The sequence below is a fragment of the Photobacterium lucens genome, assembly GCF_009873615.1.
GTDB lineage: Bacteria > Pseudomonadota > Gammaproteobacteria > Enterobacterales > Vibrionaceae > Photobacterium > Photobacterium lucens.
In genome coordinates this window covers 1-20,728 of sequence record NZ_SSMG01000437.1, presented here as the reverse complement: position 1 = coordinate 20,728, position 20,728 = coordinate 1, and the positions used below count along the sequence as shown (strand labels likewise).

Annotated in this window: 20 protein-coding genes; 6 read left to right on the top strand and 14 right to left on the bottom strand. The window is 39.6% G+C overall.

Going from position 1 to position 20,728, the window contains the following annotated elements; all coding sequences use genetic code 11:
* Positions 1–263: 263 nt before the first annotated feature.
* On the top strand, positions 264–1,439 hold the full coding sequence (locus E5A76_RS17670; protein ID WP_008987040.1) for a D-alanyl-D-alanine carboxypeptidase family protein: 1,176 nt from the start codon (positions 264–266) through the stop codon (positions 1,437–1,439).
* 181 nt (positions 1,440–1,620) lie between these two features.
* A complete protein-coding gene (gene ttcA / locus E5A76_RS17665; RefSeq protein ID WP_161119732.1) occupies positions 1,621–2,514 on the top strand; it encodes a tRNA 2-thiocytidine(32) synthetase TtcA in 894 nt (297 codons plus the stop codon).
* 33 nt (positions 2,515–2,547) lie between these two features.
* Here the strand turns inward: ttcA and E5A76_RS17660 are convergent, their stop codons facing one another.
* Together E5A76_RS17660 and E5A76_RS17655 are read right to left on the bottom strand one after the other, a co-directional pair.
* Entirely contained in the window at positions 2,548–3,300 is a 753-nt protein-coding gene (locus tag E5A76_RS17660) for a hypothetical protein (RefSeq protein WP_237459110.1), read from the bottom strand.
* Between the two features lie 3 nt (positions 3,301–3,303).
* The gene (locus E5A76_RS17655) at positions 3,304–5,034 is read right to left on the bottom strand and encodes a trypsin-like serine protease (protein ID WP_107166981.1); all 1,731 of its coding nucleotides are present in this window, start codon (positions 5,032–5,034) and stop codon (positions 3,304–3,306) included.
* A 162-nt stretch (positions 5,035–5,196) separates the two neighbouring features.
* On the opposite strand from E5A76_RS17655, the gene E5A76_RS17650 reads away from it, so the two are divergent.
* Positions 5,197–5,496, top strand: coding sequence for a hypothetical protein (locus E5A76_RS17650; protein ID WP_161119731.1), 300 nt, complete (start codon positions 5,197–5,199; stop codon positions 5,494–5,496).
* Positions 5,497–5,527: 31 nt separating this feature from the next.
* Here the strand turns inward: E5A76_RS17650 and uspE are convergent, their stop codons facing one another.
* The 10 genes from uspE to ccoN form a co-directional block, all read right to left on the bottom strand.
* Entirely contained in the window at positions 5,528–6,469 is a 942-nt protein-coding gene (uspE, locus tag E5A76_RS17645) for a universal stress protein UspE (RefSeq protein WP_161119730.1), read from the bottom strand.
* A gap of 280 nt (positions 6,470–6,749) precedes the next feature.
* Positions 6,750–7,514, bottom strand: coding sequence for an FNR family transcription factor (locus E5A76_RS17640; RefSeq protein ID WP_053989741.1), 765 nt, complete (start codon positions 7,512–7,514; stop codon positions 6,750–6,752).
* A gap of 74 nt (positions 7,515–7,588) precedes the next feature.
* Positions 7,589–8,272, bottom strand: coding sequence for a sulfite exporter TauE/SafE family protein (locus E5A76_RS17635; protein WP_107166978.1), 684 nt, complete (start codon positions 8,270–8,272; stop codon positions 7,589–7,591).
* Positions 8,265–8,486: a cbb3-type cytochrome oxidase assembly protein CcoS gene (gene ccoS / locus E5A76_RS17630; RefSeq protein WP_053989739.1), complete on the bottom strand. Its 222-nt coding sequence runs from the start codon at positions 8,484–8,486 to the stop codon at positions 8,265–8,267. The genes E5A76_RS17635 and ccoS overlap by 8 nt, the downstream gene beginning before the upstream one ends.
* Positions 8,487–10,883 (bottom strand): heavy metal translocating P-type ATPase, encoded by a 2,397-nt coding sequence (locus E5A76_RS17625; RefSeq protein ID WP_161119729.1) that lies wholly within the window; start codon positions 10,881–10,883, stop codon positions 8,487–8,489. It lies immediately after the preceding gene.
* Positions 10,880–11,374, bottom strand: a complete 495-nt coding sequence (locus E5A76_RS17620) for a FixH family protein (RefSeq protein ID WP_161119728.1) — start codon at positions 11,372–11,374, stop codon at positions 10,880–10,882. Before E5A76_RS17620 ends, E5A76_RS17625 begins: the two co-directional genes overlap by 4 nt.
* 136 nt (positions 11,375–11,510) lie before the next feature.
* Entirely contained in the window at positions 11,511–12,503 is a 993-nt protein-coding gene (gene ccoP, locus E5A76_RS17615) for a cytochrome-c oxidase, cbb3-type subunit III (protein WP_161119727.1), read from the bottom strand.
* On the bottom strand, positions 12,500–12,682 hold the full coding sequence (locus E5A76_RS17610; RefSeq protein WP_008987052.1) for a cbb3-type cytochrome oxidase subunit 3: 183 nt from the start codon (positions 12,680–12,682) through the stop codon (positions 12,500–12,502). Before E5A76_RS17610 ends, ccoP begins: the two co-directional genes overlap by 4 nt.
* 9 nt (positions 12,683–12,691) lie before the next feature.
* Positions 12,692–13,306: a cytochrome-c oxidase, cbb3-type subunit II gene (ccoO, locus tag E5A76_RS17605; RefSeq protein WP_008987053.1), complete on the bottom strand. Its 615-nt coding sequence runs from the start codon at positions 13,304–13,306 to the stop codon at positions 12,692–12,694.
* A 12-nt stretch (positions 13,307–13,318) separates the two neighbouring features.
* The gene (gene ccoN, locus E5A76_RS17600) at positions 13,319–14,752 is read right to left on the bottom strand and encodes a cytochrome-c oxidase, cbb3-type subunit I (RefSeq protein ID WP_053989735.1); all 1,434 of its coding nucleotides are present in this window, start codon (positions 14,750–14,752) and stop codon (positions 13,319–13,321) included.
* A gap of 271 nt (positions 14,753–15,023) precedes the next feature.
* Between ccoN and E5A76_RS17595 the strand changes: the two genes are divergently transcribed.
* Positions 15,024–15,479: a hypothetical protein gene (locus E5A76_RS17595; RefSeq protein ID WP_161119726.1), complete on the top strand. Its 456-nt coding sequence runs from the start codon at positions 15,024–15,026 to the stop codon at positions 15,477–15,479.
* 31 nt (positions 15,480–15,510) lie between these two features.
* On the opposite strand, the gene E5A76_RS17590 is transcribed toward E5A76_RS17595, so the two are convergent.
* Positions 15,511–16,242, bottom strand: a complete 732-nt coding sequence (locus E5A76_RS17590) for an SDR family oxidoreductase (protein ID WP_053989733.1) — start codon at positions 16,240–16,242, stop codon at positions 15,511–15,513.
* Between the two features lie 156 nt (positions 16,243–16,398).
* Here E5A76_RS17590 and E5A76_RS17585 point away from each other — a divergent pair, with 156 nt between their 5' ends.
* Both E5A76_RS17585 and E5A76_RS17580 read left to right on the top strand, forming a co-directional pair.
* Positions 16,399–17,562 carry an FIST signal transduction protein gene (locus E5A76_RS17585; RefSeq protein WP_161119725.1) on the top strand — a complete coding sequence of 388 codons (1,164 nt, stop codon included), beginning with the start codon at positions 16,399–16,401 and terminating at the stop codon, positions 17,560–17,562.
* A gap of 10 nt (positions 17,563–17,572) precedes the next feature.
* Positions 17,573–19,678 (top strand): hybrid sensor histidine kinase/response regulator, encoded by a 2,106-nt coding sequence (locus tag E5A76_RS17580; RefSeq protein ID WP_107166973.1) that lies wholly within the window; start codon positions 17,573–17,575, stop codon positions 19,676–19,678.
* 286 nt (positions 19,679–19,964) lie between these two features.
* Here the strand turns inward: E5A76_RS17580 and E5A76_RS17575 are convergent, their stop codons facing one another.
* On the bottom strand, positions 19,965–20,270 hold the full coding sequence (locus tag E5A76_RS17575; RefSeq protein ID WP_161119724.1) for a hypothetical protein: 306 nt from the start codon (positions 20,268–20,270) through the stop codon (positions 19,965–19,967).
* Between the last annotated feature and the right edge of the window lie 458 nt (positions 20,271–20,728).

The following is a 20,728-nucleotide window of genomic DNA, read 5'->3' as shown; positions in this document are numbered from 1 at the left end:
GTTTAAAAATTTATCACAACGTGAGCAAGCGACAAAAAACGTGATAGAGGCAAGATAAAACATTTATATTTAGCAGGATTAAGGCTATAAATGTGAAGACAAAAACGAAATCGTAAGACAGTGTTACAAAAGCAAGTTTTTCGCATTTATAACGTTATAATGGACATCAATCTATATACCTATTTGGTTTAATCTGTTGCTGCATTTTATTGCGAATAGTTATCTAGATTGTTTTATCGTATTTTTAAGGGACTTTGCCTCAAATGAAAAAGACCTCGCCGCTTTTCTCTCTCGTTGGTGTTACTGCGCTTTGTACTGTGTCATTTTCAGCACTAGCAGCACCATCTGTTATTCCTGATGCACCAACACTGAGTGCGAAAGGTTATGTTTTAATGGATTACAATACTGGCCAGGTATTAGTTGAAAAGAACGCTAACGAAAAATTAAATCCAGCAAGTTTAACGAAGTTAATGACGAGCTACGTTGCTGGTCAAGAAATGAAACAGGGCAACATCAGTAAAGATGATGTGGTGGTGATCAGCCGTAATGCTTGGGCGCGTAATTTCCCTGATTCTTCAAAGATGTTTATTGAAGTGGGTAGTGAAGTGCCACTGATGGATTTATTTCGTGGTTTAATTATTCAATCTGGTAATGATGCAAGTGTTGCGATTGCTGAACACGTTGCAGGTTCAGAGCAGGCATTCGTTGGCTTGATGAATTCATGGGCGAAGAAGTTAGGGATGAATTCCTCTCACTTTGCGAACCCACACGGTTTGGATCATGGCGATCTTTACACCACGCCATACGACATTGCGTTATTAGGCCAAGCGTTAATTCGTGATTTACCTAATATTTACCCGTTATATAGCGAAAAATCATTCACTTATAACAACATTACTCAGCGTAACCGTAATGGTCTGCTACATGATAAGAGCATGAATGTAGACGGCATGAAAACCGGTTACACCAGTGGTGCAGGCTACAGCTTAACGAGTTCTGCTACTGAAGGCGACATGCGTTTAATCGCAGTAGTGATGGGTACCAAGAGTACTAAGATCCGCGAAAGTGAAAGTAAGGCATTGTTAAACTACGGTTTCCGTTTCTTTGAGACAGTCGTTCCTCATAAAGCTGGCGATAAGATCATTTCTGAGCGTGTGTGGTTTGGTAATAAAGAGAACGTAGAGTTAGGTGTTGATAAGTCAAGCTACGTTACGCTGTCACGCAATGATACTAAAAAACTAACAGCAAGCGTGGAGCTTAATGGTGAGTTAGATGCCCCAATCGCTAAAGGCGAAGAAGTGGGTAAGGTACTTTACTTGGTTGATGGTAAAGAAGTGGGGTCTCAACCACTTGTAGCACTAGATGCTGTGGAAGAAGGCAGTATCTTTAGCCGCTTAGTTGATCATGTGAAGAAGTTCTTTGCTGGTTTATTTAGCTAATCACACAACACTTTTCAAATGAGCTCGGTTTAGGCCGAGCTTTTTTGTCTCTAATTTCTGGTTAATATTTTAACCGTAGTTAACTATTTCCTGTTTGGTTGAAAATCCGTATAATTCACGCCCTATAAATTCTTATCCAGCAATTCTACTGTCGGTGTTACCGATGGTGAGAGAAGTAGTAATGAATCAGACAGATAATCGTAAAGAAGTACTTGAATTTAATAAGCTGCAAAAGCGTCTACGTCGTAATGTCGGTAACGCTATTATTGACTACAACATGATTGAAGAAAATGATGTTGTTATGGCATGTATCAGTGGCGGTAAAGATTCATTTGCGATGCTGGATATTTTGCTAAATCTACAAAAAGCAGCACCAATTAAATTTGATGTTGTGGCTGTAAACCTTGATCAAAAGCAACCTGGTTTCCCAGAGCACATTCTTCCAGAGTACTTTGCTAGCCTTAACATTCCTTACTACATCGTAGATAAAGATACGTATTCAGTAGTAAAAGAGAAGATCGAAGAAGGTAAAACAACTTGTGGTCTTTGTTCTCGTCTACGTCGTGGCACGCTGTACTCATTTGCTGAGAAAATTGGAGCGACAAAAATTGCTCTAGGCCACCATCTAGATGATATCGTGGAAACCTTGTTCCTAAACATGTTCCATGGTTCTCGTTTAAAGGCAATGCCACCTAAACTACGTTCTGATGATGGTCGTAACGTGGTTATTCGCCCGTTAGCGTACTGTCGTGAAAAAGATCTGATCAAATATGCAGAGCATAAAGAATTCCCGATCATTCCTTGTAACCTATGTGGTTCACAAGAAAATCTTCAGCGTCAAAGCATTAAAGCAATGTTGATTGACTGGGATAAGAAAACGCCGGGCCGTGTTGATGCAATCTTCAAATCAATCCAAAACATCAGCCCAAGCCAGTTAGCAGATAAGAGCCTATTTGATTTTGTTAACTTGCCACTAGATCGTGAAGGTGAGAAGGCGGAATATGCCTTTAACGAAGCGACGGTATCATCAACGAATATTGATGAATCTATGTTTATCGATGTAACCAACATCTAAACATAAGAAAGAACGGGCTCTTCCTAAGCCCGTTCATTTAATGAGATCAGAATAAGCTTCACTGTTTCTATATACTGCCTCATTGTTATTACTAATTAACTGTTTTTTGCTTGTTAACCATCCTTTATTTTTCACTGTCCTTAAGTGATATTCGTCTTTACTATCAGTAATAAACGAACCCTCTGTTAAGTCATTTATCTGTGTGATCTTTCCTATATCTTGACGCTGTGTATTCTGAAGATCCCATGCAGTGACTTTGTCACTTATCTTATTTATTTTTGCTATTACTATTTGTTGTTCTGCACCATTGGGCATGGTGAAGACTAAGCTATCACCGACTTTTAAATCGGTAAGTAGTTCGTCATTAATTTCTACAATGCTTTCTATAGGTAGCATTGGTATACCTTGCTCTTTTTTCACTTTGTCTAGTAAATTAGGTTTGTAATGCCAGAGATCTTCACCTGTTAATAGGTTAATTTCCGTGATGATAGGCTGAGATGCGTGATAGCCTCGATTACCATGTAAAAGTGGATTACCTTCAATGTCTTCCTCTGCAACATAGCGTTCATCTTCGGTATTAACGATTTCATCACTAATTAACGATTCAAAGTTTGCTGTTTTTTCTGCAACATCTTCACTAATAGCATCAACAGTAGAAGGCTTCTCTACTTTATTGGCTACTTTGGGGGGTTGTGTTGCATTCATCTCCTTAGTCGGTTTGAACATAAAGATACAGAGCAACCCAATAAATAGGGCAAGACTAAAATATTGGGTCACTCTTTTCATAAATTACTCTGTAATGTTGAGTTGAACATCGAAGTTAAGATCTTTGCGGAAATTCCTATTATGTAGGCCTTTAGCCGTGATAGAAACGGAACCAACGTATTCACCAACCGGTAATCCTACGTTATCATCAGGTATGAAGCTGACTCTTAACTCACCATAAATAGGGCGTTGATAACGGCAGTAGGCGGCGTTATTCATGATTGTCCAACCACAACCGAGATTACGCTCACCTCGTAAAATGACCGTTTCAATATCACCCGTTGTGGTATTTTTAACTTCTACTTCAAGTTTAGTGTGACCACGATTATATCGACGCCATACAACACGATTACCGCTGATACTGTGCTCTGACAGATAATAAACGGTGCCATAAACGGTTTCTTCATAACGAGGTCCGACATACGGAGTGTCGCTAGTAATTAACCCATCGCTTGGTAGTAAAGATGTAATAGCAATATCAACAGCAACTTCTACTTCATCAGAATAGTTGTAGTCATAGAGGCTTTTCGCCATTAGGCTAAACACACCTTCATAAGAACCAATTGGCAGCTTCGGATTATCTGTTTGTGAGAATTCAAGTTTTAGTTGGCCTAAGTTAGGTGCAGGGTAACACCATGCACTGTTATTAATTCTTCCCCAACCACAATGGGTTTTACGTTGACCTCTTAACCAGACTTTATGTTCAACATTGGTGGCAGGATCAACCATCATGACAGAGAACTTCGTTAAATCACGAGGGTAGCGCCAGATGAAACGTGTTGGGCCATCAACAACATTTTGGCCTTTAACATAATAAACGGAGCCTCGGACATCTTGCTCTAAAGGATCGGTTTCTATCGGAGCTTCTTCTGTCAATAACCATTGAGGTCCAACAACTGGCGGCTCGGGTTCTTGGTTATCAAGCGTTTGTAGCATTGGGACAACACTTTTTAGCCAATCAATATGAAGAGCTATAGGGGCATGACCTGAATACCCGTAATACCAACCAAACCACCATGAAGTGACACCAACAGCAACTTGACGATCGTTACGTGTTTGCCAAATCGCAGAACCGCTATCACCAGGGCTACCAAATGCCCAAGAGTCTGTATTCTCTATTGCTTGGTTAATTAAACAATCACGGTAGTAATAACGTATATGACCTTCACCATGACGTTTGCCTATATAGGCTAATTGACCTAATGTGCGAGTACCAAAAATACCAAACCCAGTAAAAGTAGTAGGGCTTAACAGTAAATCTGTGTTTAGCTTGTTATCGACTAGAGGTTGGGGGATCACATTACCTGCACTATCAATAGGATCTGCAACTTTGGGGATCTTTGCTACAGCAATATCGTTACTACAATCGGTAAAGTTTTGAAAATAATTGGTTGATTGACCAGCAGCAAGCACTGTTCCATCTTGCTGTTTAAATGTGACATATTGCCCTGAATATTCAGTGCCTTCGGAACCTGCTAAACAGTGAGCGGCAGTTAAAATATAACTGTGTGTTTCATCGCTACCTAACCACGTTCCTGAACAATAGCCACTAGCAACAACTAAGCCGACCGCATTAAATCGTTCAGCATTGGCATTTTGTTCTAAAACAGCGCTAACATTATTTACTATGCTGGGGTCTAAGCTGCCACCTAATTCTATGTATTTACTATCATTAATCCCAAGAGAAAACGCAAAACTTGAAAAAAATAAGGCAAGACAACAGACATAACGATGTTTAAAACGATAATTATTCATGGCGTTGACCAGTGAAGAATCCTTACTGATATTTTAGTTTTTGCCCTATTGATAAGAGTATTAAAAATAAGAATGATCTAAGCTCACAAGTTATATTTAATGAATATTCTTTGAGTTTTTAAGCTGATAAGATAAGCAAAAATTTCGACAGTCGAGATGACTATGTTACGTAGCATTTTATTGGCTTCTAGCCTTGTTTTATTAGCAGGATGTAGCTCACACCAAGCTGAACAGTTGGGCTTAGGGGGAGGACAAGTAAATGGCTATGCTCAGCAGATGAGTAATGATCAGTTATGTGCTGTTTACTTAAATAAGCGCAGTTCAAATCAAACACGCGTCGCTGTTGCTGCTGAATGGAAAAAACGCAAATTAAGCCGTTCTTACTGCGAGAAAAAAGCAAATGAGTGGTACATTACCAAGTTTGCGAAATGGCTAACCATGCAAGAAGACGCTAAAAAATAGCAGAAAAAAAGGCCTCAATTGAGGCCTTTTCTTAATCAAGATTTGGTGCAAGTGGGCTGATAAAACCATCAGGCTTGAGCGCTAGCAAATCACAATTTAAACTATCAATGGTATTTTCAGCGGTATTACCAATAAATACTGCAGATAACCCTGTTCTACCTGTAGTCCCTAAAATAACTAACTCGGCTTTAATATCTTTGGCAACTTGCGGAATGATATCTTCAGGTAAGCCTTCAAGTACATGAGTCTGCTCTTCACTGATCCCATACTTTTGGCGTAATGCTTTCATTGTTGTTAAGTGGTGACCACGAACAGCATCGGTGTAACTAGCAGGATCAAATTCTGGTAATTCAATCGTAATATTAACCGGTGTGGCAGGGTAGGCATTGACCAAGTTAACCTCAGCATTCGCTATAGAGGCAAAAGCTAAAGATTCTTTTACGATTTTATCGTTCAGACCATCGTGAGTATCATCATCAGTAGAAATATTCACGCAGCCTAAAACTTTGCCGCGCTCAGGCCAATTATTACCTTTAACCAGCAATACAGGAATTGGACATTTACGCAGTAAGTGCCAATCGGTTGGGGTGAAAATAACTGCACCTAAACGATCATGTTCATGCGTTGCTTTTACAAGTAAGTCGATATCTTGACTATACACATCAGCGATAATAGCTTCATAAGGACGATTATGCCAAACCACTTTGATTTCAATATCAATACCTTGGTCGATGTATGGCGTGATGATTTCTTTTAGCCATTCTTCTCGTTGCATGACAACACCACGACGCATAGCATCACGTTCATCTGACGAGAGCATGGATGTCATTTCATAAGAAAAATCATAAATAGCTAAGAAGACAATAATTTTGACATCTTTGGTCATCTTAGCGATATGAACTGCACGTGAAATGGCAGGTTGCTCTGCTTTTTCTGGATCTGCAACAACTAAGATATTTTTATACTTTTGCATAATGCCTCCTTTACACACAGCGTGTAGGCAGTCTCTTGATAGTGGTTAACCTAAACACTAAAGTCGCATAGCCTTTGCTATATGCTTTTATTTCAAGAGATTAAAATAAATCCTTATAAACACTGTAACCTAGTATAGGAAGTTATGGGAATGATATTAGCCAAAATTTTGCAAACTTTGATACGTTGAGCAAATAAATAAACGAAAAGGCAGGATTTAGAAGTAATAAAAAAGCATCGTTAATAACGATGCTTTCGCTACACAGTAAATGAAAAGAAGATTACTGTTGTGACAAGTTAGTATTTTTAGCTACACCTGCAAGACGGGCTAACTCATCATGATCGATAATCGTAATGTATTTACCTTTAACACTTAACATTTCTGATTTTTGGAAACGACCAAGCAAACGACTAATTGTTTCAACAGTTAAGCCAAGGTAGTTACCAATATCACCACGTGTCATGGTTAAACGGAACTCACGAGGGGAGAAGCCACGCTGTGAGAAACGTAATGATAGGTTGTATAAGAAAGCAGCAAGACGTTCTTCAGCATTCTTCTTAGAAAGTAATAAGATCATCTCTTGGTCGCCTTTGATCTCGTTACTCATTAAACGCATGATCTGTTGACGAAGCTTTGGCATCTTACCTGATAAGTCATCTAAGATTTCAAATGGAATTTCACAAACCATCGACGTTTCTAATGATTGAGCGAAACTTGGATGTTGCATTTCATTGATTGCATCAAAGCCAACAAGATCACCAGCCAAGTGGAACGCAGTAATTTGTTCATCACCTTGTTCAGTAATGGTATAACTTTTAATCGTGCCAGAACGAATTGCATATAGTGATTTTAATTCGTCACCGGCTTTAAACAGTTCCTGACCTTTTTGGATCGGCTTTTTACGCTCGATAATTTGATCCAGCTGGTCTAATTCAGACTCATTCAGAGTGAAAGGAATGCATAACTGACTAATACTGCAATCTTGACAGTGAATAGCACAACCGCCTGATTGGATTCGTTTTGTTGTAAGCTTGTCTGAAATCATATGCCTGTCTAACCAATTTGATGTAGGTCAATATTTTAACATATTATGAAGCATTATTACGAGTAATAAAAAGGCTACAATATTTGATTGATTGCAATGTAACCAGTTTGAAGACCATAAGCTATTAATAATAAGGCACTTATACGCCTAAAAACACGGTTTTTTAACCACGTTTTAAGCTTATCTGCAAAGCCTCCTATAGCCAGCATAGCGGGGAGTGTGCCAAGACCAAATGCTAACATCACTGTGGCACCATTTAGAGCACTTCCAGAAACAGCAGCCCAAGTTAATGTTGAGTAGACTAAACCACAAGGAAGCCATCCCCAGAGAAAGCCGAAAGGTAATGCTTTAACGGGAGATTTGAGTGGAAGTAACGTTGTGGCTAACGGTGAAATATGACGCCAAAATTTTTGCCCGATACGTTCTATGGAAGTTAATCCAAACCACCATTGACCAATATATAAACCCAATACAATCATCATGATGGCAGCGAAAAGTCGCATATATACCAGAGGGTTAGTTGTGCCATTGAGTGTCGATAGACCAGCTAATGCGGCACCAATTAAAGCGCCTGCAATGGTATAAGATGAGAGCCTACCAATATTGTAATTGAGTAGGTAAACCCAACGCTTAGTGTTGGTGGTGTTTTCAGGCATACCGATAGTAATGGCTGCAGCTACACCACCACACATACCAACACAGTGACCCGCCCCCATTAAGCCAATAAGAAATGCGGCATAAAGATCTAAATTAGGCATTATCGTTATCTTGCTGTTGGGGGTGTTTATTCTTGATTGGATCAGAATCGGAAACAGCGTTTTTATGTTTAGTGTCATCGTCATCAAATAAAATATCGTAGCCACGACGCTCTAAATCATCGAACTGCTCACTTTTTACTGCCCATAAAAAGATACCAACGGCTATGCAGACAAAAATAATGGCAATAGGTATTAATATGTAAAGACTTTCCATTTATTTTAATAACCTTAAAGAATTTGATACAACGATAATTGAGCTTGCTGACATGCCAATAACGGCAATGTAAGGGGCAACAAGGCCAGAAACCGCCAATGGCAAGATGATCAAGTTATAGCCTAAGGCCCAGGATAAATTTTCACGGATAATCTTTCTGGTTTTAATAGCCAACGTTCGTGCTTCTAAAATGCGTTCTAATTTATCACCAAGTAGTACCATATCTGCTGAAGATTTCGCTATATCAGTGCCTCCACCCATAGCGACAGAGAGGTGAGCACCAGCAAGAACAGGTGCATCATTCACACCATCACCCATCATAAGAACGATGTCTGATGGTGGTAATCTGTTCAAATAATCAAGTTTACCTTGTGGGCTTTGATTCGCTATGACTTCATCAATATGAAGTTGCTTTGCTACTGTTTCAGCATGAATAGAATTATCACCTGTTAACATAGTGACTTGAATGCCTTGCTGTTGACATTGTTCAACTAACTGAAAACTTTCTTGTCGAATAGGATCGTCTAATTTAAAGGCTGCAATCGGTTTACCATTACAAGATAGCCAAACTGAATAGTGCATATGATCTTGATGTGTTTTATTTGTTTCTGATGAAATCGCAAAATCATACCTCCCAATACGCCACTCGTTATCATTATGATCAGCTTTCAAACCACAACCAATAACGTTCTCAACATCATCAAACAATATGTCAGCATGACGGTAAGAACTAAAGGCTTGAGCAATTGGGTGATTGGCAAAACGTTCAAGTTCAGCGGCATACATCAATGCTTGTTGCTCAGACAGATCACTAAATATTTTTGTTTCTATTAATCTTACGTTGCCTTCTGTTAGGGTTCCGGTTTTATCCAGTACGAGGCGATTCACTTTACATAAGGTTTCAAGAACATGACCACGGCGCAGCAGAATACCGAGTTTCCCTAATGTTGATGTTGAACAGGTAATGGCGGTTGGTGTGGCTAAAGATAATGCACATGGACAGGTTGCGACTAATACCGCTAGGGTGATCCATAGCGCATCTTCTGGTTGATGTTGATGCCAGTAATACCATGTGGCAGCCGCAATGATCAAAATGGCGGCAACAAAGTAACGGGCAACATTATCAGCAAGCTCTGCAACTTTTGGCTTTGATAGCTGAGCTTCATCTTGAAGACGGACAATATTTGAAATTAACGAGTTATTACGATTAACAGTAACCACCATGGTGATATTACCATCACCGTTAATCGTACCAGCATAAACGGTATCGCCAATAGTCCGTTTAACTGGCACAGATTCACCAGTTAACATGGATTCGTTAACAGTGGTGAGTCCTTTTTGAATTTCACCGTCGGCAGGGAAATGCTCTCCAGGCAATACCGTGACAACGTCACCTATCTTTAGAGTTTTAGCTGCAATTTGTTCACCATTGGCAAGGGTTGCCATACTTGGTATGAGCTTTAATAAGTTTGCACTGGCTGCGGCCGCTTGACGACGAGCACGCATTTCCAAAAAGCGTCCAAGTAATAGGAAGAAAGTGAACATGGAAATGGATTCAAAAAAGACTTCACCTTTTTCCATGACAGTTGCGTACAAACTTGCAGCATAGGCAAACAGTAAGGCTATCGAAACGGGAACATCCATCCCAAGAGTAAAGGCTTTTAAATTGCGCCAAGCATTGATGTAGAAAGGTAATGCAGAGTAGAGCAAAACAGGGGTTGCGAAAATTAAGCTCACCCAACGTAAGTAGTTACGAAACTCATGATCTAAATCGCCGAAAACCTCGAAATACAATGCAATAGCCAGCATCATGACCTGCATCGTCGCAATTCCTGCAATACCTAACTTATATAGGTATTGCTTCATGGTGTTGTGATATTGCTGCTCTTGGGCATCAGCTTCAAAAGGTGAGGCTTTATAGCCGATTTTATGAATAACATTCAGTAAATGGCTAAGTTGTACTTGTTCTGGATCCCACACCAGTAATGCTCTATGTGTCGTTGTATTCACACGTATCGAAATAACACCGGCTTCTCGCACCAACTGTTTTTCAATTAACCATGCACAAGCCGCACAAGATACGCCTTCAACCGATAAGGAAACTTCACTATGATGTTTATCAGTTGTGCGAACAAAGTCTTGCTGAATATCAGCATGATCATAGAGCGATAATGATTGAAGTTGCTCTGGTACTAAATCCGCTTTTTCCGCAGGTTCCGTACGATATTCATAATAGGAGGTGAGGCCACTTTGAACGATAGTTGTGGCAACGGCTTCACAACCAGGACAGCACATAGGGCGTGCTTGCCCCAGAATTTCTACAGAGAATAAGCTACCCCTTGGTATTGGATCGCCACAGTGGTAGCAGTCATGATTTACATGTTTTTCTTTTGTCATTCCTTACTCTGCCCGTACAACGAAATCGGGGAAGATGTTGGTACGTTTACGCGTCCTTGCAACATCCAGTCGCCTTTAAAAGGTTCAATTTCAACAAACCAAGGACCATTTAATGATTCTGGTGTAACGAAATGATACGTTCCTTTTAAATCGGCATTTACCATTTGACTAAAGTCTTTATCTGCCAATGTTCGGTGGGAAAATGTTACGCGAATTGTTGGCTGCTGTTTTAAGTCACCTTTGTCTAAATTAATAGTGACATTCTTATCTTCTTTAACTGCAATATTTGCGTGAATATTTAATGCATCAGCAACATGTAATCGAGAACGATCAATATTGATTGCTTTGCCTTTTTTGTAGTAATCCTCTGCCACTAAATCGACTTGGTTATTTGAGAAAATATATACCGCCGTTAAGCTATAGATGATTGAAATTGCAGGGATAGAAAAAACAAACCAAGGCCAAAACTGCTTATACCAAGGCTTTTGCATAGAAGTTCACCTTTTGCTATTTAGACTGAATAATTGATGAAGATGTTTGATTTGAAAATAGCCCCTGAGCGAGTCAGGGGCTAGGATGCATGTCTCAGTTTTTAAAGTTTATTGTTAATAAACTTGTTACTGAGTGTTAATTGGATGGTTGTTGTTCAGTTGGGTTACTTAAATTCCAGACATATGCAGAGATAAGTTGGACTTTATCTTCACCTAATATATCAGCCCAAGCTGGCATGATACCTTGACGACCATGAGCGATTGTTGCTTCAACAGCTTTACGTGAACCGCCATATAGCCAAGTTCTGTCTGTAAGATCTGGTGCACCAAAAGCAGGGTTACCTTTGCCGTCTGTACCATGACATGCCGCACAAACTACAAAACGTTGTTTACCTGCTAGTGCTTCTTTGGCATTCACTTTACGACCAGATAAGCTCAGTACATAACTTGTTACTTCACGGACGCCATCATCGCCTAACGTTTCTTGCCATGCTGGCATGACACCTTCACGACCATGCATCACTGTTGTTTTGATCGTTTCAGCTTCGCCACCGTACAGCCATGCGTTATCAGCAAGGTTAGGGAAGCCTGTTTGACCACGTGCATCTGAGCTATGGCATTGCGCACAGTTTTGTAGAAACAAACGCTGACCAACCTTTATCGCATCAGGGTTCTGGGCAATATCAGTAATAGGGCGATATTCTGAACCAGTATCGTTATAGGCTAATTGCTTAAAGATAGCGCCAAACTTAGTGTCTGCATCGCTGAGTTCTTTCGCATATTGATCTAACGATTTGTTGCTTTGTGCTGCTGCGATAGCCGCATTTGATTCTTCAATTGAGCGTACAGTTTGATCAGAGCTTTGCCAGCCTAATACGCCTTTAAAGCTTCCTAAACCAGGGAAGAGGACTAGATAAACAAGACCACCAACAATGGTTGCCCAGAACATGTAGGCCCACCATTTCGGTAATGGGTTGTTGATCTCACGAATACCATCGTATTCGTGCCCCATATCTTCACCTTCTTTAACGCCCATATCGTCACGTGAACACCACCATAAAATGACGGCAACGCCCAAAATAGTGCCTAAGGTGATGACAGTGATCCAAATACTCCAAAAAGTGGTCATGCTTCCTTGCTCCTTTCGCTTTCAAGCGTCGATTTATCCAGTTCGTCATCAGCAAAAACCAGATTAGCCGCTTCATCAAAACGTGATTTTTGACGTTTACTGTATGCCCATACAATGATGCCAATAAAGCTAGTAAACAGAATCACGGTCCAAATACTATGTACAGTACCAATATCCATGATATCTCCTTATTTCATTGCATGACCAAGTGACTGAAGGTACGCAATCAAAGCATCCATTTCTGTTTTGCCTTTCACGTCATTGCCTGCATTGGCAATTTCTTCATCGCTGTACGGTACACCGAAATGATCGCGGAACACTTGTAGCTTTTTACTTGTGAGTTCACCCGTTAAAACATTGTCTTCAAGCCAAGGGAAACCCGGCATATTCGACTCTGGCACAACAGCACGAGGGTCGATAAGGTGAACACGGTGCCATTCATCAGAATAACGACCACCAACACGAGCCAGATCAGGACCTGTACGTTTTGAACCCCATAGGAATGGATGTTCCCATACACTTTCACCCGCTACTGAGTAATGACCATAACGCTCAGTTTCAGAACGGAAAGGACGAACCATTTGACTGTGACAAACGTTACAACCATTGGCGATGTAAACATCACGACCTTCCATTTCTAACGCTGTATAAGGGCGTAAATTCTCTACAGGCTCTGTGGTTTGATCTTGATAAAGTAGTGGGGTGATTTCTACTAATGCCCCAAAGCTGATCGCCACAATGATCAATATCGAAAGTAAACCAACGTTTTTCTCGACAATATCGTGACTAAATTTCTTAGACATTGCGCATACTCCTTATGCTGGTTGTGGCTCAGCGATAGCTTTTAAACTTTCGCGTGGTGCTGTCACTGTCTTATAAGCGTTGTAAGCAAGAAGGAACATACCTGCTAAGAAGATACAACCACCAATAAAGCGTACAAAGTAGAATGGGTAAGACGCTTGTAATGACTCGACAAAGCTGTAAGTCAATGTTCCATCGCTGTTTACTGCGCGCCACATCAGGCCTTGCATTACACCAGAAATCCACATTGATACGATGTACAGCACTGTACCAATGGTGGCTAACCAGAAGTGCACATTGATCAGTCTGATTGAGTACATACGCTCTTGACCAAATAACTTAGGAATCAAGTGATATAGCGAACCGATAGAGATCATTGCGACCCAACCTAAAGCACCAGAGTGTACGTGACCAATGGTCCAGTCAGTGTAGTGAGATAGGGCGTTGACCGTCTTGATTGCCATCATTGGGCCTTCGAAGGTAGACATACCGTAGAAAGACAATGAAACAACAAGGAAGCGAAGAATAGGATCGGTACGTAGCTTATGCCATGCACCAGACAACGTCATAATACCGTTGATCATACCACCCCAAGATGGAGCGAATAGAATCAATGACATCACCATACCCAGTGACTGCGTCCAATCTGGTAATGCTGTGTAATGAAGGTGGTGAGGGCCAGCCCAAATATAAAGCGAGATCAATGCCCAAAAGTGAACAATAGATAGACGGTAAGAGTAAATAGGGCGATCGGCTTGTTTTGGAACAAAGTAATACATCATACCAAGGAAACCTGCGGTTAGCAGGAAGCCTACAGCGTTATGCCCGTACCACCATTGCACCATTGCATCCACAGCACCTGAGTAAATCGAATATGATTTTGTCATGGATACTGGAATAGCAAGGTTGTTAACAATGTGTAACACGGCAACAGTTAAGATAAATGCCCCGAAAAACCAGTTTGCAACGTAAATATGTGATGTTTTACGTTTGATCATGGTACCGAAGAAAACGATAGCATAAGCAACCCAAACAACAGCAATAGCAATACTGATAGGCCATTCTAGTTCTGCATATTCTTTACTGGTCGTAAAACCAAGCGGTAAAGAAAATACAGCAGAAAGGATAATGGCTTGCCATCCCCAAAAGGTAAATGCGGCGAGTTTGCCACCAAACAAACGGGTTTGACAGGTACGTTGGACAACGTAATAAGATGAAGTAAATAAGGCACTTGTACCGAATGCAAAGATCACTGCGTTGGTATGCAACGGTCTTAATCGGCTATAAGTTAACCACGGAATATCGAAGTTTAGAGCCGGCCAGACTAACTGAGCGGCAATAAAGACACCAACAGCCATACCGACAATACCCCATAAAATGGTTGTAAGGGCAAATTGACGAACGACTGTATAGTTATAGTTTTGTTCAAGCTGCTTAACTTGGCTCATATTGCATGCTTCCACTATATAATGCTAACTACACTACTTTCCCTGTGCGAACAACAAGTTGTCGCAATACCACCCAAAGCTTATAAGAAGACTCATTAAGACAAGATCCAAATAAGATTCAAATTGCTATTTTTATGTAAAAGTGGCATTTTCATTGCACATAATACTTGAGTCGACACAGTTTTGACAGGCGAATAGCCACATAACCTTTACGCTTAAGTAACATTTATGTGAAAACTTTGAACTCTGTAACACAGGAATAAAATCTATAATGGCAGCAGAAAAACTGACTAGAGGGCGCTTAATTCAAATACTCGTGTTGATGACTGTATTAATTTCAGCTTTTATTTGGAGAACAGTGACATACACCTCAACAGATCAAGAAGAAAAGCTTGATGGTGACGTTAAGATATGCTCATTAAATACCGAAAATTGCCAATATTCGCTACTTGATAAGACCGTTGAAGTGAGCTTATTAACCAAGCAATTATCAGCTCAATCACCAATAAAATTACAAGTTTCCAACATTAATGTTAAGCCGGTAGGTGTGGTAGCTGGCGTTAGCATGAACATGGGAACAGTACCCGTTGTATTTTCACAACAGGATGAAAATACATGGATTGGCGAGTTTACTGTTCCAGCATGTACCCATGATTCGATGACGTGGGGAGTGGACATTAAAATCAACGAACAACCAATCAAAGCACAATTCGTTGTTAAGAAATAACCAGAAAATAGCACTGATTCAGTGCTATTTTTTATTCTGAATAAATCATTTTCTTCGTCATGCCACCATCAATAACGAAATTCTGACCAGTGATAAAACCTTGGCTATTGAGCAAGAAAGCGACCATTTCCGCAATATCATCGACATTACCGACACGACCTGATAGATGTTGTTGATGATCAATATCTCGTAGCTCACTGGTATCAGTATGGATCCAACCCGGTGAGATGCAATTTACTTTAATGTCAGGAGCTAAACTGACTGACAATGCGTGTGTAAGTGAAACAATACCACCTTTACTTGCCGCGTAAGCTTCTGTATTTGCTTCAGATTGGAGATACCTTGTCGAACTCATGTTAATAATATGTCCTTTACTTTCAGTGAGTAAAGGTAGGCATTGCTGACTCATGACTAAAGGAGAGGTGAGATTCACATTTAAAATTCGATGCCATTCATCTAAAGGTAATTGATGCAAAGGGGTATTATAAGGATTAGCAATCGCTGCGTTATTTACCAAACCATCAAGTCTGCCAAATTGGGTAGTGACCCAATCCAATGTTTTTTGAATATCCGATATCTGTGTTACGTCCGCCAAACGAAAGCGGATACGAGGTTCTTCGTTAACGAGATCAAATCCAGCTTGCTCATTAATATCTAACGCAACAACAGTGATGTTTTTTTGCGTCAAATATTTACAAATCCCTTTGCCGATACCATTGGCACCACCTGTGACAATGACAACTTTATTTGAGCTTGAATCCACGTTCATAATCCTTAAGTTACAATTATTTGCAACATGATACGACAAGTTAAGCTAATCTAATAAGATGTAGGTAAGATTATCACTTAAATTGTGCTAATTACTGATAATATTAAGCATGGATGTGATATTAAATTCTTGGATGAGAGCCATATTGATATGGATATAACCACTAGTTACTCAATAAAGACTTCATCTTTTGATGCGATAAATGAAGCAATTGCAAAATTGAATATGAAGATTGCAATGCCTTCATTGTTACTTATTTATTACTCCGAAAAATATGATATTGATGTTCTGCAATCTGAGCTTGAACAAGCATATCCCAATACACCCATTTTAGGTTGTACCACCTGCCAAGGTTTGATGACCAATGAAGGATACTTTAATGGCACTGGATTAGCACTTTGGGCGATCAATGATTTTCATGGTGCTTATGGTACAGCTATCGTTTCAAATTATGATTCTCCCTATGAAATAGGTCGACAAGCGACATTAAAAGCAATTCATAATAGTGGGCGTATTGGTGAGTTGCCGTCATTGATATTGCTTCATGCAACTCCAGGTTTTGAAGAGCAAGTCATCCAAGGCATTGAAAAAGAATTAGGGAATACCGTTCCTATTATCGGTGGTTCGGCTGCTGATGATTTCATTGCCGGTAAATGGCAGATATTTAATCATGAACAACGTGTTAATGAAGGTGTTGGTATTGCTGTATTTTATCCAACATGTGAAGTCAGCCTTTCATTTCATTCTGGCTACGCCAGTACTGGTTTATCAGCCATAGCAACCAAAGTGGAAAATAGGGAAGTCATAGAACTAGATAACAAGCCAGCATCCGAAGTTTATCAAAAATGGATGGGATTACCTTTTGATGTTAATAGCAATATTATTAGCGAAAGTAGCTTAAATCCTCTCGGACGTTTTGCCGGTGAGTATTTCGATTTGCCATATTTTAAATTGGCACATCCTGCACATATTACTGAGCGCAAAGGTATAGAAATGTTTGCCGAAGTTAAGCAAGATGAACGTTTATACTTTATGGATGGGACAGACGAACGTTTGATTTCACGAGCCAGTCGGGTGGTGAAAGCTACTAATGGAACAAAGCTCCATCCTATTGGTGGTATTACAATCTTCTGTGCAGGTTGTATGCTGAAAATCCAAAATCGCATGAATGATGTTGCGACTGGTGTAAATATTGCAATGCAGAATAAGCCTTATGTATCGCCATTTACCTTTGGTGAACAAGGGCAGTTTATCAGTGGTGAGAATGCGCACGGTAATCTAATGATTTCTGCTGCAGTGTTTCATGAAGGATAGGTAGCCCATAATGATAAGTTCAGAATCAGAAAAGCTACAAGAAACCGTCATTGATTTATTACGTAGCCAAGAGCGAGAAAGTCAACTTCAAGATGAGAATGAAGCGATCTTGGAAGGCATTTCAGCAATGGCAGGGGCAAATGATAAACGCCAAGTATTCAACAGCTTATTAGAAGTTCTCCGGAAGTTTATCGGATTTGATCAGGCTCTAGTTTTAACTCGTGAAGATGATCAATCAATGCTGGACGTATTAGTCAGTACAGATAATAGATTTGGTACGAGTTCATGGCTAATGGAAACGACATTTAAGCGTGCCATTAATGGTGAATGTATTGCATTGTATTCACCGAAAGATGTTATTGAATTTCGCAGTCAATCCAAAGAAGCACTTAATGATTATCAATCCGCATTGCTAACAGGGGTGAAAGTAAGTTCAAGCGATGCAGTCATGATCTTAATGAGTCACGATAAGAGTCAATTTACACCACGGTGTCGTCGAGTGCTTAATCGCTTTAGGCCATTATTGGCTCGTGCAATTATCGATATTGATTACCGTGAACGTTTGCAGTCATTAGTTGCAGCAAGAACACAGCAACTTACATTCAGCCAACAACGATTCAAAGATTTTGCGAAAACAGCAGGTGATTGGTTTTGGGAAATCGATATCAATTATAATTTCACTTATATCTCTGAACCGCATATCGCAAATTATCAAATCACTTGTGATAACTTCCTCGACTTTTTTAAAGATTATCCGCAATTCCAAAATCGCCTTAAGCATAAATTAGCAAAACAAATTGTTTTTGAAGATTTAGAGTGGAATGTCATTAATAGCGATACTGAACAATGGTTTAGTTTCAGTGGCACACCATATTTTGATAAGTACGGCAAACTACAAGGCTATCGCGGTACGGCTAAAAATATAACGAGTCGTAAGAAAAGACTTTTCGATCTACAAGAAGCTCGAAAGCAAGCGGAGAGTGCTAATAAAGCAAAATCTCAGTTCATTGCGATGATGAGTCATGAAATTCGTACACCTCTTAATGCAGTTCTTGGTTTAATGGAGTCATTATCGTTGTCGGGCTTAAACAGCAAACAGCGCTTGTGGCTATCTCAGATGGATCAATCTGCACATTTACTGCTGACAATTATTAACGATATTTTGGATTTATCCCGGATAGAGTCTGGCAGCTTTAGGCTTTTTAACAGCGACATTAATATTGTTGAAAGCATTAAATTAGTTTCAGATCAGTTATCACCACAGGCAACCAAGAAAAATGTTCAGCTCCAATGCGAAATAGATGACTCAATACCCAAACAAATCTATGGCGATAAAAATCGTATTGCACAGGTATTGTTTAATTTAATCGGCAATGCAGTGAAGTTTACCAGTGTGGGTTCGGTACGTGTTGTTGCGCGAAAAGTTGACGAAACTATTGAGATAGCAGTAATAGATACAGGTATTGGTATTGCAAAAGACGCTCAAGTAAACATCTTTAATCCATTTCATCAAGCGGATGGCAGTATCACACGACGTTATGGTGGTACAGGATTAGGTCTGGCCATTAGCCAATACTTAATTAAAAAAATGAACGGTACGATCTCACTCGAAAGTGAGCTTGGAACAGGTAGCTGCTTTAAAATCGCAATTCCCATTGTTTATCCGTCAGTGACGAGTTGTAAGAGTGATACGCAATCTACACATAAATCGAATTGCTCTTTAAATATCTTACTAGCTGAAGACAGTAACACTAACCAATTGGTAGCTAAGCTGATGCTTGAGCGTCGAGGACATAAAGTTGCGATAACTAATAACGGTAAAGAGGCTATAAATGTACTGTTACAGGGTCACAAAAAATTCGATTTAGTGCTTATGGACATCTCAATGCCAGTTTTGGATGGATTAGAAGCAACAAAACAGCTTAGAAGACGAGAAATTACCATTCCAATTGTCGCTTTAACGGCAAATGCCATGCAAAGTGACCAAAAAATCTATCATGAAATCGGCATGGATGGCTTTTTAGCAAAACCAATCTGCTCAAACGAACTTGATGAGTTACTTGAAAAATATCAAGTACTCAAAGAACAACAGCTATCTGTGTCTGAGATCCAGTGATTCGACTGATCGAATCACTGGTAATTAACAGCAAGTTTTAAGTACAAGGCAAACTGACCATTTGCAGCAGTATTTAAAATGGATGTTAATTACCTATTTTATGGTAAATAACCAATACTGTTAAATAGCTTAATTATAGAAGCGGCAGAGTAGCGGTGGATGATAAACATCGGACTATCATCTAATGAGATATTGATAACCAGATACCTTATTTAACATAATATATATAATGCGCACTTGAGTATAATATTGAAATGTTGGTGATTTGGCTTGGTAGATTTATTGGTTACTGAGTTTTAAGTGCTTCAAGCAGTTCGTCCATGCCATCATCAAATTCAGGCGCACCTCGGTAACTAGTAATTCCATGATGCTCGTGTGCAAACTTCATTGTTGCATCAGCTGACTCGAATGGCCCATAAATTTCAAACTGATGTCCTTCGATAACTTTTGATAAAAACCACATGCCGATTTTGAATGTATCGTTGGTGCTACGTTGTACATCTTCAACGTTCTCAGCGGTGATATTTGAAACCATCGCTTGGACTTGGTTTTGATTATCGTAAGAAAAATATTGGCACACTTTCGTTGTCATTGTTCGTTCTCCAGAATTGATTTGTAACTTTCAAGCGCCTTAAAGATTAGCTCATAATTTTCAATGATCTCTTGGTCAGCATCTATCAATGAATCACTAATATCCAAGTTAAACTTTTCTAATTGGTCACTATCATTCTACTTTTTCTAATCCAACGATTTTTAATGCATAACGTTTAAGATCGAAAGCCCCAATACCTGCCGCTTCTAAACTTGTTTTCTTCTAAATGCTGAATTGGTTGACCCTCTATGCTTGGTATTCATAGCTTTTGATCATCCCATTTTCCTTTATAAAAACACCAACACACTCATATGATTTATGCTTAAATAAAATTGTTACATCGTCACAAACTCTGAATTTTATAAATTAGCGCTCTTATTGGCGGCTACTTAATAGCCAAAAGCGTTAATGAATAGCTAGTTAATAGACACAAAATTATATGTTTATAGAAATTAATG